Here is a 13,968-nt window from a genome sequence, read left to right as displayed (position 1 = left end):
ACTCCGTTGTCCCAGCTCTCCCCCGTGCTCAAGCAGGCCACCCCCGTCGTCGCCGTCCGCGGCGAAGGCCTCCACCTCTACGACGCCGCCGGCCGCCGCTACCTCGACTTCACCTCCGGCGTCGGCGTGACCAGCACCGGCCACTGCCACCCGAGGGTAGTCGAGGCCGTCCGCGAACAGGCCGGCCGGCTGCTGCACGGCCAGTACACCACCGTCCTGCACGACCAACTGCTCACCCTCACCGACCGGTTGGGCGACGTGCTGCCGCCCGGCCTGGACTCGCTCTGCTACGCCACCGCGGGGACGGAGGCGGTGGAGACGGCGCTGCGGCTGACCCGGCACGCCACCGGGCGGCAGAACGTGATCGTCTTCGAGGGCTCCTTCCACGGCCGCACCATGGGCGCCGCCTCGCTCACCACCGCCGGGACCCGCTTCCGGGCGGGCATCGGCCCGCTGCCGCCCGGGGTCGCGGTCGCGCCCTTCCCGGCCGCCTTCCGGCTCGGACTGTCCGAGGAGGAGGCGGTGGCACACGCCCTACGTGGGCTGGACGAGGTGCTGGCCACCGTCTCCGCGCCTGCCGAGACCGCCGCCCTGTTCGTAGAACCGGTGCTCGGCGAGGGCGGCTACGTCCCCGCCCCGGCCGGCTTCCTGGCCGGGCTGCGCGAACGCGCCGACCGGCACGGCCTGCTGCTGGTGCTGGACGAGGTGCAGACCGGCTTCGGCCGCACCGGCCGGTTCTGGGCCCACCAGTACGAGGCGGGGGTGCGGCCCGACGTACTGATCACCGCCAAGGGCCTGGCCAGCGGCTTCCCGCTGTCCGCCGTCGCCGCGCCGACCGAGCTGATGCGCCGCGCCTGGCCGGGCTCCCAGGGCGGCACCTACGGCGGGAACCCGGTGGCCTGCGCCGCCGCCCTGGCCACCCTGGACGTGCTGCGCGAGGAACGGCTGGTGGAGAACGCGGCCGAGCAGGGCGAGCGGCTGCTGGACGGCCTGCGGACGGTCGCCGCCGGGGTGCCGGGCATCGGCGACGTCCGGGGCCGCGGGCTGATGGCGGCCAGCGAGTTCTGCCGCCCGGACGGCTCGCCGGACCCGGAGACGGCCCGGCGGGTTCAGCAGGCGGCGGCCGAGCTCGGACTGCTGCTCCTGCTCTGCGGGATCCACCTCAACGTGGTCCGGATGATCCCCGCGCTGGTCGTCACGGCCGCGCAGGTCGACGAGGCACTGGCGCTCTGGTCCAAGGCCGTCGCGGCCGGGACGGGGCAGGAGGAGGCGCTGTGAACGAGCACACCGTGACCGAGATCGGCTGGAGCAGCCTGGAGTTGGAGGCCCGGCGGCAGCTCTGGTCGCTGCCGCTGAGCGACGGCGAGCGGCAACTGCTGTGGGCCGACGCCCGGGCCCGGCGCTGGGGCGCGGCCGGGCCGGTGCGCGAGCGGCTGCGGTCCTTCGTCGGGGCGGCCGTCGACTCGGTCGGGCTCACCCACGTCGCCAACCTGGTCGACCCGGACCGGCCGGAGCGGGAGATCACCGAGGTGCTGTCCTTCCTGCTGCGGGACTACGGCCGGATCGTCCCGCAGAACGGTCGCGGCGACCTCACCTCGGTGCTGCGCGACCACGACGGGGACGGCAACACCGAACTCGGCTTCCACTGCGACACCTGCGACCTGCTCGTCCTGCTCTGCCTCCAACCCGCCCACCACGGCGGAGGGTTGACCAAGCTGGCGAGCGCCCGGCACGTCCACGACCTGATCGGCCGGGAGCGGCCGGACGCCCTGGCCACGCTCGGCCAGGACTGGACCTTCGACCGGACCGGCCGGGCCGGCCCGCAGCTGGTGGTCACCCCGATCCTGTACCCGAGGAAGGACGGCACGATCGGCTGCTACTACCAGACCCGCACCGTGCGCTCCTCACCCGACCGCGGCGGGCCGGAATTGACGGACCGTCAATGGGAGGCGCTCGGCGTGCTGGACGAGGTGCTGTACCGTCCGGAGATCTCCTTCGGCCTGCCGATGGCCGCCGGAGACCTGCTGATCATCCGCAACAGCCGTGTCCTGCACGGACGTTCGGCGTACCTCGACGAACCCGGCCGGCACGCCCGGCGGATGCTGCGGATCTGGCTCAACGAGGGGGAGACATGGGCGCCGTGAACCGACCGGACGGGAAGGTCGCCCTGGTCACCGGCGGCGGCAGCGGGCTCGGCCGGGCCTCCGCGCTGGCCCTGGTCGACGCCGGCTGGACGGTGGTGGTCGCGGGCCGCCGCAAGGACGCGCTGGAGGAGACCGCCGCACTCGCCGCCGCGATCGCCGTCGACTCCGGAGCCGTGGACACCGGAGCCGTGGACTCCGGAGCTGTCGACACCGGCGTCGTCGACCCGGAACGGGTGCTGGCGGTGCCCACCGACATCCGCAACCCCGAGGAGGTGGCCCGGCTGTTCGACGCCGTCCGCGACCGCTACGGCCGGCTCGACCTGCTCTTCAACAACGCGGGCGCCGCCGCCCCGCGCCGGCCCATCACCGAGACGTCCTTCCACGACTGGAACCGCGTCCTGGACACCATCGTCACCGGCAGCTTCCTGTGCGCCCGGGAGGCCTTCCGGCTGATGAGCACCCAGCACCCGCAGGGCGGCCGGATCATCAACAACGGCGCGCCCTCCGCGCACGTGCCGCGTCCCAACTCCCATGCCTACACGGCCGCCAAGCACGCCGTCCTCGGCCTCACCAAGGTGCTCGCCCTGGACGGCCGGCCGTACGGCATCACCTGCGGGCAGATCGACGTCGGCAACGTCAGCCCGCCGGACGGCGCCCCGCAGCCCGCCGCGGCCCAGGCCGACGGGACGTCGGCGGTGGAGGCGACCATCCCGGTCGAGCGCTTCACCGACGCCCTGCTGCTGATGGCCGCGCAGCCGCCGGACACCACCATCCAGTCCCTGGTGGTGCTGCCGGCCACCATGCCGTTCGTCGGGAGGGGTTGAGCCGTGCTGGTCAGCGCCCGTTCCTTCGCCGAGTACCGCGCGATGTTCGCGCTCACCGACCGCGACCTCGACCAGCGCGTCCTGGACTGCCCGGCCGGGGCGGCGAGCTTCGTCGCCGAGGCCGGGCGGCGCGGGATCGACGCGGTCGCCGTCGACCGCGAATACGCCGTGCACCGGGAGGAGTTGGGCCTGCTGGTGGAGCGGGAGACCGGCTTCAAGCGGGACCTGCTGGTCCAGGAGACGGCGGGCTTCACCCCGTCCTGGTACGCCGACACGGACGACCTGGTCCGGCAGTGGACCGCCAACTCCCGACTGTTCCGGGCCGACATCGCCGCCCGCCCGGAGCGCTACGTCGCCGGGGCGCTGCCCGGACTCCCCTTCCCGGACGCCTCCTTCGACCTGGTGCTCAGCTCGCACCTGGTCTTCTCCTACGGCAACCGGCTGGGCGAGGAGTTCCACCGGGCCGCGCTGCTAGAGCTGGCCCGGGTCGCACGGCGGGAGGTCCGGCTGTTCCCCCTGATGGTGTACGACACCGGCGAGCGGTACCACGGCCTGGACCGGCTGCGCGGGGAACTGGCCGGGGCCGGGATCGGCAGCCGGGTGGAGCGGGTGGCGTACGAGTTCCAGCCGGGGGACGGCGGGATGCTGGTGCTCTCCTGCGCCGGGTACCGCCCGCCGCCCGCCGCGGCGCCCCGGACCACCGCCGTCGACCCGGTGCGGTGGCGGCACCGGGAGGCCGCCTTGCCGCCCGCTTGTGGGTGACGCCCCGACGGTAGGGGGCCGTGCCTGGGCCGTCGTGGGCCGTACGAGTTCGCTCGGAGCGGACGCCGGCGGGGAACGCGGGCGCAACGGGCCGCGTTCGTGGACGGTATGAACACGCATCAGCATCACAGCCACCAGCAGCACCAGCAGCACCAGCACCACGCCGGTCACGGCGACCACCACGACCACCACGAGCACCACGAGAGCCACGGCCACGGCGACCACCACGCCGGTCACGGCGCTCCGCAGGGGCTGACGGCCTCCGACCAGGGCTACACCCTGATACCGGGGACCGTCGGCCCCGAGGGCGAGTTCACCTTCCGGATCACCGGGCCGGACGGCGAGGCCGTCACCGCGTACGAGCCCCAGCACGAGGCCCTGCTGCACCTGATCGTGGTCCGCCGCGACCTCTCCGGCTACCGGCACGTCCACCCCACGCTGGACGCGGACGGCACCTGGCGGGTGGCCAACCCCTTCGACGGCCCCGCCGCCTACCACGCATACGCCGACTTCAAGGCCGTCGGCGCCGCCCCGCTCACCCTCGGCGTGGACCTCACCCTCCCCGGCGAGAGCGCCGGGCACCCGCTGCCGGAGGCCTCGGCCACCGCCACGGTCGACGGCTACACCGTCACCCTGGCCGGGCAGTTGACGGCGGGCGCCGGCGCGCCGCTCACCTTCACCGTGACCCGCGACGGCGCCCCCGTCGCCGACCTCCAGCCCTACCTGGCCGCCTACGGCCACCTGGTCGCCCTGCGCGCCGCCGACCTCGCCTACCTGCACGTCCACCCGAACGGCGAGCCCGGCGACGGGGTCACCGCGCCCGGCCCGGAGATCACCTTCCACGCGGTGGCGCCGACGGCCGGCCCGTACCGGCTCTACCTCGACTTCAAGCACGGGGACGCCGTCCACACCGCCGAGTTCACGGCCGTGGCCGGCTCCTGATCACCGGGGGCCTGTCCATCCCGGTCGGGCCCGCGCGGCTGATCGGCCGCCTGGAGGACCGGCGTCCGTTCCGCTGAGCAGCTGCTCCGCCGCTCGACCGAGCCGGGCCGCGCCCGTTCGAACCGCGCCCGTCCGATCCTCGGGACGGCGTGGCCGGTCCGCCCGCCGCTCTGCCAGCATGGCGCGATGGACAACACGCGTCGGCTGGTCAGTTCGGGTTCGCCGTTGGAACCGCGCATCGGGTTCTCCCGGGCGGTCCGCAAGGGTCCCTACGTCGCGGTGGCGGGCACCGCGCCGATCGGTGCGGACGGCGGGACGGTCGGGCCCGGGGACGTCCACGCCCAGACCGTCCGGTGCCTGGACATCGCCGAGGCCGCGCTGGCGGAGGCGGGCGCCTCGCTGACGGACGTGGTGCGGACCAGGATCATGCTCACCGACGTGACGGCCTGGGAGGAGGCCGCCCGGGCGCACGGGGAACGCTTCGGGGCGATCCGCCCGGTCACCACCTTCGTCGAGGTCTCCCGCTTCATCGACCCGGACTGGCTGGTCGAGGTGGAGGTCGACGCCGTCCTCGGCTGACCGGGCCCGGGCGCCGGTCACCGATCTCCGCGCGACGCCCTTCGGGCCGCTCCACTACGGTGCGGCCATGGTGAACTTCGTACTGGTCGCCGGCGCGACCCCGCACCCGGGCGCCACCGTCACCGAGCCCGCCACCCTGACCGGCCCCCTCGCCACCCTGCCCACGACGTACGTCAGGTGCCTCCTCGCGGGCGAGGAACCCGACGAGGACGTGGCCGAGCTGCTCGCCGCCCCGCACTGGCAGCTGGCCGAACTGGCCACCGGCCACTGGCCGATGTTCTCCCGCCCGACCGACCTGGCCCACCTGCTCCTCACCGCCGCAGCGCAGTGACACCCGGCGCCGTCGCCCCCCGCGCGGGTGGGACGGGGGCGACGGCGGAGGCCACGGAGGGGGGCGGAGGCGGGGCGGGTCAGGGGGTGTAGCTGACCCAGCCTTTGGTGACGGTGGTGTTCGGCGGGCAGTACACCTGGACGTTCAGAAAGGTCGTGTGCGGGCCGTCGCTCCGGAACGAGCCGTCCGAACAGTTGACGTTCACCCACCACTTGGTGGTGCCCCAGGCGGAGCAGGAAATCCCGTAGTACCACTGGCCGTTGAGGAAGGCGATGGTCGGGGTGCTGCAGTTGATGCCCTCGACCCGGGCCGGTGCGGCCGAGCGGGCCTGGGCGGCCGGCGCCGCGACGACGCCGATGGCCGCGAGCCCGGCCAGCAGGCAGGCGGCGGTTCCGAGTCTCCTGCTCCTGGTGTTCCTGCGCACGATGGTTCCGTCCTCGTCGTCGGTCGTGCCGAGCGCCGCTGCGACCCGCGGCCGGGACGTGCTCCGGCGAATCGTAGGGATCGTAGGGAGGGACGGCGCAGCTCCGCACATGACGTCCGCACATGACGGGGGAAAAGTCGCCACCGCGGCCGCACCCTGCCGCGTCCCCCGCGCCGCGTGGCAGGGCTCACCACCCGAGGCGCGCCGTACCCCACCGCCCCCGCGATCCGGACCCCGCCGGCCGCCCTTCGACCGGAACCCGCCCTCCCCGGTGCGGCAGCCCGCCCGGTGGGCGTCCGACGGCGGTGCGCTCAGCGGGTGCCGGTGATGAAGACGTCGAGGGCCTGGGTCACGATGTCGATCGGGTTCGCGAACGCCCTGCTCTGATCGGAGGCGCCGGCGAAGTGCAGGCCGACCGGGTTGCGGTTGTCGTCATCGGTCCAGACGATCGCTCCGGAATCCCCGAGCGCGGCGAACGGCCCGAGGTTTCCGGTGATCGCGATGGAGCCGGAGAAGAAGGCGGAGTTCCCGCCCGGGTAGTCGGCCCAGTGCGAGGCGCCCACCTCCTGGACGGTTCCCGCGGTCACCTCCGTCGTCCGCCCGCTCTTGCCGACCGCCAGGCCGACCGTCGCGGCCGCGGTCGTGGAGCTGATCGCCAGTTCGAACGTCCCGCCGGGCCCCCGGGCCAGGACGTTGGGGCTGACCTTGGCTGGGTCCGCCCATGCCGTCGCGCAGTCCACGATGTTGACGGGCCCGCCGAAGGCCACCGGGACGAAGCGCTCCAGGACGGCTATGAGGTCGTCGGGGCAGACTCCGAAGTCACCGGTGGCGGGCTGGTCGACGCAGTCCCCGAGCCGGCCCAGGTTGCTGTTCGCGAGGATGTGGTTGCAGCTGAGGATGAGCGTCCGCTGGTCGCGTGGGGAGGAGCGGCCGGTGGTCAGGCAGCCCAGCGTGCCGAAGCCGAGGCCGAGGGCGTTGGGGTTGCCGAGAACGGACGCGCCGCCTGGCGCCGGCCGCTGCCGCAGCTCGAAGGTCTGCGCCTCGATCGGCCCGGTCACGACCGGGACCACGACCACCCCGGAGGACGCGGCGGCTCCGACGCCCATGCGGTCGACGAGCACCGCCCTGACGTCCTCGGCCGTCCTCGGCCGGGTCAGGTAGACCGTCAGCGTCGGCCGCCCCGGCTCCACGGCACCGCCGGCCGGACCGCGCTCGGACGGTGCGGACCTGCCGATGCCGATCCCCTGGATGTTGGTCAGCTCGGTGATGTCGGTCAGTTCGGTGACGTCGTCCGCGGACCGGACGCGGCTGCGCTCGTCACCCTGCCCGCTCAGGACTCCCTCGATCGCGGCCCGCGCCTCCAGCAGCTCCGGCGGGAGCTCGGCGGGGTCGAAGCCGGGGACCTCGGGCAGGCCGTCGGGCGGTCGGAGTTCCACGCCCTCGCCGGACCGTGCGAAGTCCTCGGGCGGTGGCTGAACGGGCCTTGACATGGGAGGAACTCCTCACGGATGTGCACCGAAGGCGAGCAGTTCCCGCGCCGAGAGCCCGGAAGCCCGCGCAGTACGGTCCATCCCCCGGAACCGGAACCAGAATCTCCAGGTCGCCGGGCCTCGGGTCTCCGGAGATCCAGGCAGCCGGATGGCCGTCATCACTACGACCATGCTCCCATTCCGGCAACTCGTCCGCCTTCGCACGGGCGTGGTCTCCGACGGCATCGGTACGGGCCGAGGCGCGTCGGCGGCCACTGGTACACGGCTGATACACGACTGCGCGCCGGTGGAAGTCCCGCTCCGACCGGGCGGAAGCGCTGGTCGCGGAGGCTGTGGGCACACCCGGTGGCCGTCGGTGGCACCGGGGTCCGTGTCCCTCTGCTCCGGGAGGCAGCCGTCGTGTCCGTCGTCGCGAAGTCCGTTGCGAAAGTTGCCGAACCCGCAAGCCGAGACTGCCGTACCGCGTCCGGCCGGGGCCGGGGCCGGGTGCCCCGCCGCGGGGTGCTGTGGGCGCTGGCCGGGGTGCTGGTCGCGGGGGCCGGCGGGGGCGCGCTGGCCGCCCTGCCCGACGGCGGCCCGGGTGCGGGCCCCGGCGCGGGCGGGGACGCCAGGGCGGACGGGGCACTGGTGCTCCCCGCGCCCGAGGCCGTCGCCGACCTCGACCTCCCGTGGCCGACGGACGGGCAGTCGGCCGTCGCCGTGGCGAAGGCCGGCGTCCTCGGGGTCAAGGGGCCGCAGCAACAGCCGGTGCCGATCGCGAGCGTCACCAAGGTGATGACGGCGTACGTCGTCCTCCGGGACCACCCGCTCAGGGACGGCGAGGACGGGCCGACGATCACGGTCGACGCGCAGGCCGCGGCCGAGTCGGCCTCGGCGAGCGAGTCCACGGCTCCCGTCACCGAGGGGCAGCGGCTCACCCAGCGCAAGCTGCTGGAGGTGATGCTGCTCCCCTCCGCCAACAACGTAGCCCGGCTGCTGGCCCGTTGGGACGCGGGCAGCCAGGAGGCGTTCGTGGCCCGGATGAACGCGGAGGCGGCCAGGCTGGGGATGACCAGCACGACCTACACCGGGGCCAGCGGCTTCGAGGCCACGACCGTGTCCACCGCCGCCGACCAGCTCAAGCTGGCCCGCGAGGCGATGAAGGAGCCGGCGCTGCGGGCCACGGTGGCGCTGCGCAGCACCACGCTCCCGGGGCGGGCCGAACCACTGCGGAACACCAACACCCTGCTCGACCGCCCCGGGGTGGTCGGCTTGAAGACCGGGTCGAGCACGCCGGCGGGCGGCAACCTGATGTGGGCCCTGGAGGTCCCGGACGGCAAGGGCGGCTCGGGCCGCCGGCTCGTCTACGGCGTGGTGCTCGGCCAGCGCGCGGGGACCACGCCCACCGAGGGCCTGCGGGCGGCGCTGGAGAACAGCGGTCGGCTCGTCGACGCCCTGCGGCAGAAGCTGCCGGGCGCCCTGGCGGCGCTCGACGGCGGTCAGCGGGAGTGGGCGTGAGCGCGGGCGCGAGCGCCGGGGCGGCTCCGGTGGTGCCGCTGGCGGCGCCTCCGGCGGTGGCCGGGGCGGTGGTCGGGGAGACGGGCCGGGAGACGGTGGCCGACGCGCCCGGGCCCGGCCGTCGCCGTCCGGCCCGTCGTCCGGTCCGCCGCTGTCCGGCCCGCCGTGCGGCGCGGCCGCGGCGCCCGCGTGGGCGGCTGATCGTGGTGGCCGCCGTGCTCTGCGCCGCCCTGATGGCCCTGAACTCCCAACTCCCCAATGGCGTCGGCAATCTCGGCAGCCTGTGGCAGACGGTGCTGCCCTGGTCGGGCCTGGGCGTCGCGGTGCTGCTGCTCCTGGCGGCGGTCCGGCGGTCCGCCCTGGCGGCGGCCGCCGTGCTCGTCCCCGCCCTCGTCTGGACCGTGCTCTTCGCTCCCGCCCTCGTCGACAAGCGCGCCGGCGGCGGGGACCTCACGGTGGTCAGCCACAACGTCAACGAGGAGAACCCCGACCCGCGCCGGACGGCCCGCGCGCTGGCCGCCTCGGGCGCCGACGTCCTGGCGGTGGAGGAGCTGGCGAGCCGGGCGCAGGAGACCTACCGGCACGAACTGGCCGCCGCCTACCCCTATGCCGAGGTGCGGGGCGGTGTCGGGCTGTGGAGCAAGTACCCGCTCCAGGCGGTGGAGCCGGTGGAGATCATGCCCTGGACCAGGGCCCTGCGCGCCACCGTGCAGACCCCGAAGGGGCCGGTGGCCGTCTACGCGGCGCACCTCGCCTCGGTCCGGGTGCACCCGGCCACCGGCTTCACCACGGCCCGCCGCAACGAGGCGGCCGCCAAGCTGGCCGAGGCCGTACGGGCCGAACGGCTCCCGCGGATCGTCGTCCTGGGGGACTTCAACGGCTCGGTCGACGACTCGGCGCTGGACGCGCTCACCGGGCCGCTGCGGTCGGCGCAGCGGGAGGCCGGTGCCGGCTTCGGCTTCACCTGGCCGGCGTCGTTCCCGGTGGTCCGGATCGACCAGATCCTGGTGAAGGGCATCACCCCGCGCTCGGCGTGGACCCTGCCCGACACCGGCAGCGACCACCTGCCGGTCGCCGCGACCCTGCGGCTGTGACCGGCCGCCGCCCGCCCCCTGGGCACCGCCCGGGCGTGCCCCCACCTGCCGCTCCGGGGATCCTCGGTGCCGCGCCCCGTCCGGCTACGATCGGTCACCAGTGAGCTCGAACGAGCACGAATCCCCAGGCCAAGACACGGGAGAACTCTTGTCCGGAACCCGCGTACCCGACCCGGTCAGCGTGCTGGTCGTCGAAGACGACGCGGTCATCCGCCGCTCGGTCCAGCTGGCCCTGGAGCGCTACGGGTACCAGGTCGAGGTCACCGGGGACGGGCTCGACGGCCTGGAGGCCTTCCGGGCCGGGGCGCACGACGTGCTGATCCTGGACGTGATGCTGCCCGGCCTCGACGGCATCGGCCTGTGCCGGCGGATCCGAGAGGAGGGCCTCACCCCGATCCTGATGATGTCCGCCCGCGGCGACGCCCTCGACGTCGTGGCCGGGCTGGAGGCCGGCGCCGACGACTACGTGGTCAAGCCCGTGGACATCCCCGTCCTGGTCGCCCGCATCCGCTCCCTGCTGCGCCGCGCCACCTTCCACCGGGACCCGGCCGGGGAACGCACCCAGGAGCCCGCGCCCGGGCCCGGGCAGGGGCCCGCGCCGGAGCGCCCGCAGGACACCCGGACCGAGCCGGACCTCCTGGCCTTCGGCGACCTGACCATCGACCTGCGCGGCCTGGACGTCCGGCTGGACGGTCGGGCCGTCCCCCTCACGCCCACCGAACTGCGCCTGCTGCTGGCCTTCGCCGAGAACCCCGGCACGGTCCTGGACCGCCGCCGCCTGCTGCGCGACGTCTGGGACTACGGCTGGGAGGGCGACACCCGGGTCGTCGACCTCTGCGTGGTGCGGCTGCGCAAGAAGATCGGCGCCGACCGCATCGAGACCGTCCGGGGCTTCGGCTACAAGCTCGTCCGGGGCTGACCGGATGACCGAGCGAACCCCCGACCCGGGAACCCGCGACCCGCGCCGCCGCCCCGACCCGTGCCGCCGCCGTGACCCGTGGCGCCTCAACCCGCGCTCCCTGCGCTGGAAGATCGCCGCGCTGGTCGCGCTCGCCTGCTGCACGGTCGCCGCGACGATCGGCCTGCTCGTCCACCGGGCGACCGCGGAGCGCGGCGACCGGACCGGACGCGACCGCGCGATCGCCCAACTGAGCTCCGCCGAGAAGGAGTTCGCCCGCACCGGCCGCCGCCCGGACCCCGCCGACCTCCAGCCCCCGGCCAACCTGCCCGCTCCGCTGGCGCACGCCGTCGCGAACCTGCGGACACCGGGGGAGTACGCCCTCTGGTACGACGTCAAAGCGCCCAACTGGTACTGGATGTGGGCGGCCGTGCCCGTCGGCGACAACCAGGTGCTCACCGTCCGCACCGACATGAGCGCCGAGGTGCGCAACCTCCAGCTGCTGGACCGCAACATGGTCAAGGCCGCCCTCGTCGCCCTGGCCGTGATCGTGCCCGTCACCGCGCTCGCGGCCGAGCAGATGAACCGGCGGCTGCGCCACGGCTCCCGGACCGCCCGCCGGATCGCCGACGGCGACCTCGACGCCCGGATCGGCCGCCGGGGCCGCGCCCGCGACGAGATCACCGAGATGTCGGCGGCCGTCGACGAGATGGCCGAGACCCTGCAAGGGCGGCTGGCCGCGGAGAAGCGCTTCACCGCCGACGTCGCCCACGAACTGCGCACCCCGCTGATGGGCCTGGTCACGGCCGCCGGACTGCTGCCCGAGGACGACGAGGCGGCCGACCTGGTCCGCACCCAGGTCCGCACCCTGCGCGGACTGGTCGAGGACCTGCTGGAGGTCTCCCGGCTCGACGCCGGGGCCGAGCGGGCCAGGCTCGACGAGGTGCCCCTCGGCGACCTCGTCGCCCACGCGATCGAGCAGGCGGGAGGCGACACCCGGCTCGGGCTGTCAGCCCCCGCCGTGGTCCGCACCGACCCGCGCCGGGTGGAACGCATCGTCACCAACCTGGTGGCCAACGCCCACCGGCACGGCGCCTGGCCCGTCGAGGTCACCGTCGCGGGCAGCTGCATCACGGTGCGCGACCACGGCCCTGGCTTCCCGGCCGACCTCCTCGCCCACGGGCCGCAGCGCTTCCGTACGGGCGCCGCCGAACGCGGCCAGGGCCACGGCCTCGGCCTCACCATCGCCGCCGGCCAGGCCGCGGTCCTCGACGCCCGGCTGACCTTCGCCAACGCCCCGGACGGCGGAGCCCTCGCCACCCTCGACCTCGCCCGCCCGGACGCTGCAGAACGCCCGGACAACAGCTGAGGGCGTCATCCGGTAGGCGGCGACGCAGGGTGAGGCCGGTGAGGCGGCCGGCGTCCTCCTGGCGTTCGCCGCCCCACTGCTCCCGGGCCAATTCGAGTACGGCCAGCACGCCGTTCGCCGTAGTAGACCTCGATGTCGGCGAGTGTGGAACCCGCGAAGCGGGGCAGCCGCCTGGTGCCGCCTCCGCCCGGAGGAGGCGCCAGGGAGAGGAGCAGTCATGAACACCCCCGACACAAACACCCCCGACACGAACACCACCCACGGGGACACCACGGCCCGGGGAGACGAGCAGGCACGGGAGCGGTCCGCGGAGACCCGGGAGATCGTGGCGCCCACGCCGGCGGACGTCCGAGCCAAGGGCGAGGACCCGGAAGACGACGACGAGCCGCACGCGCCGGCGGCCGACACGCGGGCCCCGTGACGGACGGGCACGCCGGGCCGGGCACGCCGGCGGTGAAGTCGAGTCCTGTTCGGGCCGGCCGCATGTTCCGCATGTTCCGCAGGTCGGCCGCACATCGCCCACGTCCGCATTCGCCCGTGCCCGTATTCGTGCGTTCCACCTCAGAGGAATACGTGAATCTTGTTTCGTGTCTCGCCTATCGCCTCGGCCTATCCTGAGAAGGTGGAAGAACAACCGGCGCCCGGGCACCAGTGGACGTTCCTGACCAACCATGCGCGGGTCCTGGTGCAGATCGCGCGGGACCCGGGCATCAGGGTGCGGGACATCGCAGCCCGCTGCCTGCTGACGGAGCGGGCGGTCCAACGGATCATCGCCGACCTCGAAGCCGAGGGTTATCTCAGCCACCGCCGCGTCGGACGCTCGAACGTCTACCGCGTCATCGACGGCAAACAGCTGCGCCATCCCGCAGACAGCGGCCCCACGCTGGCCGAACTGCTGGCAGTCCTGCTGCGCTGACCGACCGACCGCACCAGTGGTATCAACGGTGATACCGAGCGTGATCATATGCAGTGTTATTGACGAATTTCCGTTCACGTATCGGTTGACGTGAGAAGGGATTCGGCAGACGCTGAATGTGTCATCCCGTGCTCCCAGGCAGGAGAAGGTGACATGAGCGGTGAGCTGCCCGTGGCGCGCTTCGCCACCCCGAATCCTCCCCCGCCCGCGTCGGTCGGCGGACAGTTGCCCGCCGACCGGTGGATTGCCGACGGCCTGGTGGTCAAGCTGGACACCGTAGGCAGCCGAAGCCGTGCGACGGTGTGCGGCGAGATCGACCTCGACGTCGCCGACGGCCTCGGCGAAACCCTTGAACGCGCGCTGCACGCCAGCGACGCAGGGCTCGAACTGGACCTGTCCGCTGTCACCTTCTGTGACAGCGCCGGTCTCAACCTCCTGGTGGGCCTGCGCAGAAGCGCGCACCGCAGTAACCGCACCCTCACGATCAGCGCGGCCAGCAGCCGGGTCGAGCGCCTGCTGGAGATAACCGAGACAACCAGCCTCTTCACCCCCGAAGAAGCCGGGGAAGGCCGCTCCGACGGTCCGTAGGTGCGGACGGCGCGTCCTGGGGGGGGGGGGGAGGGGGGGGGGGGGCGGGGGGGGGGGGGGGGGGGGGGGGGGGGGGGGGGGGGGGGGGGGGGGGGGGGGGGGTGTCGGGG

At 74.2% G+C, this 13,968-nt stretch carries 16 protein-coding genes; 14 read left to right on the top strand and 2 right to left on the bottom strand.

Annotation, left to right across the window (positions count from 1 at the left end; all coding sequences use genetic code 11):
- Positions 1-6 precede the first annotated feature (6 nt).
- The 7 genes from ACZ4W5_RS14010 (at position 7) to ACZ4W5_RS13980 (ending at position 5,582) form a co-directional block, all read left to right on the top strand.
- Complete coding sequence (locus ACZ4W5_RS14010; RefSeq protein WP_465654499.1) at positions 7-1,278, top strand: aspartate aminotransferase family protein; 1,272 nt, start codon at positions 7-9, stop codon at positions 1,276-1,278.
- Positions 1,275-2,144: a TauD/TfdA family dioxygenase gene (locus ACZ4W5_RS14005; RefSeq protein ID WP_465654497.1), complete on the top strand. Its 870-nt coding sequence runs from the start codon at positions 1,275-1,277 to the stop codon at positions 2,142-2,144. Before ACZ4W5_RS14010 ends, ACZ4W5_RS14005 begins: the two co-directional genes overlap by 4 nt.
- Positions 2,132-2,968, top strand: coding sequence for an SDR family oxidoreductase (locus tag ACZ4W5_RS14000; protein WP_465654495.1), 837 nt, complete (start codon positions 2,132-2,134; stop codon positions 2,966-2,968). Before ACZ4W5_RS14005 ends, ACZ4W5_RS14000 begins: the two co-directional genes overlap by 13 nt.
- A 3-nt stretch (positions 2,969-2,971) precedes the next feature.
- Positions 2,972-3,730, top strand: coding sequence for a methyltransferase domain-containing protein (locus tag ACZ4W5_RS13995; RefSeq protein ID WP_465654493.1), 759 nt, complete (start codon positions 2,972-2,974; stop codon positions 3,728-3,730).
- Between the two features lie 108 nt (positions 3,731-3,838).
- Entirely contained in the window at positions 3,839-4,672 is an 834-nt protein-coding gene (locus ACZ4W5_RS13990) for a hypothetical protein (protein ID WP_465654491.1), read from the top strand.
- A gap of 186 nt (positions 4,673-4,858) precedes the next feature.
- Positions 4,859-5,251, top strand: coding sequence for a RidA family protein (locus ACZ4W5_RS13985; RefSeq protein ID WP_360233908.1), 393 nt, complete (start codon positions 4,859-4,861; stop codon positions 5,249-5,251).
- Positions 5,252-5,318: 67 nt separating this feature from the next.
- Complete coding sequence (locus ACZ4W5_RS13980) at positions 5,319-5,582, top strand: hypothetical protein (RefSeq protein WP_465654489.1); 264 nt, start codon at positions 5,319-5,321, stop codon at positions 5,580-5,582.
- A 79-nt stretch (positions 5,583-5,661) separates the two neighbouring features.
- Here the strand turns inward: ACZ4W5_RS13980 and ACZ4W5_RS13975 are convergent, their stop codons facing one another.
- Both ACZ4W5_RS13975 and ACZ4W5_RS13970 read right to left on the bottom strand, forming a co-directional pair.
- Entirely contained in the window at positions 5,662-6,006 is a 345-nt protein-coding gene (locus tag ACZ4W5_RS13975; RefSeq protein WP_465654488.1) for a hypothetical protein, read from the bottom strand.
- A 311-nt stretch (positions 6,007-6,317) separates the two neighbouring features.
- Positions 6,318-7,496: a chymotrypsin family serine protease gene (locus tag ACZ4W5_RS13970; RefSeq protein ID WP_465654486.1), complete on the bottom strand. Its 1,179-nt coding sequence runs from the start codon at positions 7,494-7,496 to the stop codon at positions 6,318-6,320.
- Positions 7,497-7,982: 486 nt separating this feature from the next.
- Here ACZ4W5_RS13970 and ACZ4W5_RS13965 point away from each other — a divergent pair, with 486 nt between their 5' ends.
- The 7 genes from ACZ4W5_RS13965 to ACZ4W5_RS13935 all read left to right on the top strand — a co-directional run bounded on the left by ACZ4W5_RS13965 (position 7,983) and on the right by ACZ4W5_RS13935 (position 13,858).
- Entirely contained in the window at positions 7,983-8,993 is a 1,011-nt protein-coding gene (locus tag ACZ4W5_RS13965) for a D-alanyl-D-alanine carboxypeptidase family protein (RefSeq protein ID WP_360233896.1), read from the top strand.
- Positions 8,994-9,190: 197 nt separating this feature from the next.
- On the top strand, positions 9,191-10,087 hold the full coding sequence (locus ACZ4W5_RS13960) for an endonuclease/exonuclease/phosphatase family protein (RefSeq protein ID WP_465654517.1): 897 nt from the start codon (positions 9,191-9,193) through the stop codon (positions 10,085-10,087).
- A 148-nt stretch (positions 10,088-10,235) separates the two neighbouring features.
- The gene (cseB, locus tag ACZ4W5_RS13955; protein ID WP_465654484.1) at positions 10,236-11,006 is read left to right on the top strand and encodes a two-component system response regulator CseB; all 771 of its coding nucleotides are present in this window, start codon (positions 10,236-10,238) and stop codon (positions 11,004-11,006) included.
- 4 nt (positions 11,007-11,010) lie between these two features.
- Positions 11,011-12,354 (top strand): sensor histidine kinase, encoded by a 1,344-nt coding sequence (locus tag ACZ4W5_RS13950; RefSeq protein WP_465654482.1) that lies wholly within the window; start codon positions 11,011-11,013, stop codon positions 12,352-12,354.
- 217 nt (positions 12,355-12,571) lie between these two features.
- Complete coding sequence (locus tag ACZ4W5_RS13945; protein WP_360233884.1) at positions 12,572-12,775, top strand: hypothetical protein; 204 nt, start codon at positions 12,572-12,574, stop codon at positions 12,773-12,775.
- A gap of 201 nt (positions 12,776-12,976) precedes the next feature.
- On the top strand, positions 12,977-13,270 hold the full coding sequence (locus ACZ4W5_RS13940) for a helix-turn-helix transcriptional regulator (protein WP_360233882.1): 294 nt from the start codon (positions 12,977-12,979) through the stop codon (positions 13,268-13,270).
- A 153-nt stretch (positions 13,271-13,423) separates the two neighbouring features.
- On the top strand, positions 13,424-13,858 hold the full coding sequence (locus ACZ4W5_RS13935; protein WP_465654479.1) for an STAS domain-containing protein: 435 nt from the start codon (positions 13,424-13,426) through the stop codon (positions 13,856-13,858).
- Positions 13,859-13,968: the final 110 nt, after the last annotated feature.

It is taken from the genome of Kitasatospora sp. NPDC029367, assembly GCF_055569135.1.
This window is presented reverse-complemented; position numbering and strand designations above follow the sequence as displayed.

What these genes read in the sequence shown, in the direction of transcription:
- ACZ4W5_RS13945 (WP_360233884.1), top strand. Translation starts at nt 12,572, where the DNA reads ATGAACACCCCCGACACAAACACCCCCGACACGAACACCACCCACGGG.
- ACZ4W5_RS13985 (WP_360233908.1), top strand. Translation starts at nt 4,859, where the DNA reads ATGGACAACACGCGTCGGCTGGTCAGTTCGGGTTCGCCGTTGGAACCG.
- ACZ4W5_RS13935 (WP_465654479.1), top strand. Translation starts at nt 13,424, where the DNA reads ATGAGCGGTGAGCTGCCCGTGGCGCGCTTCGCCACCCCGAATCCTCCC.
- ACZ4W5_RS14000 (WP_465654495.1), top strand. Translation starts at nt 2,132, where the DNA reads ATGGGCGCCGTGAACCGACCGGACGGGAAGGTCGCCCTGGTCACCGGC.
- ACZ4W5_RS13980 (WP_465654489.1), top strand. Translation starts at nt 5,319, where the DNA reads ATGGTGAACTTCGTACTGGTCGCCGGCGCGACCCCGCACCCGGGCGCC.
- ACZ4W5_RS13970 (WP_465654486.1), bottom strand. Translation starts at nt 7,496, where the DNA reads ATGTCAAGGCCCGTTCAGCCACCGCCCGAGGACTTCGCACGGTCCGGC.
- ACZ4W5_RS13950 (WP_465654482.1), top strand. Translation starts at nt 11,011, where the DNA reads ATGACCGAGCGAACCCCCGACCCGGGAACCCGCGACCCGCGCCGCCGC.
- ACZ4W5_RS13990 (WP_465654491.1), top strand. Translation starts at nt 3,839, where the DNA reads ATGAACACGCATCAGCATCACAGCCACCAGCAGCACCAGCAGCACCAG.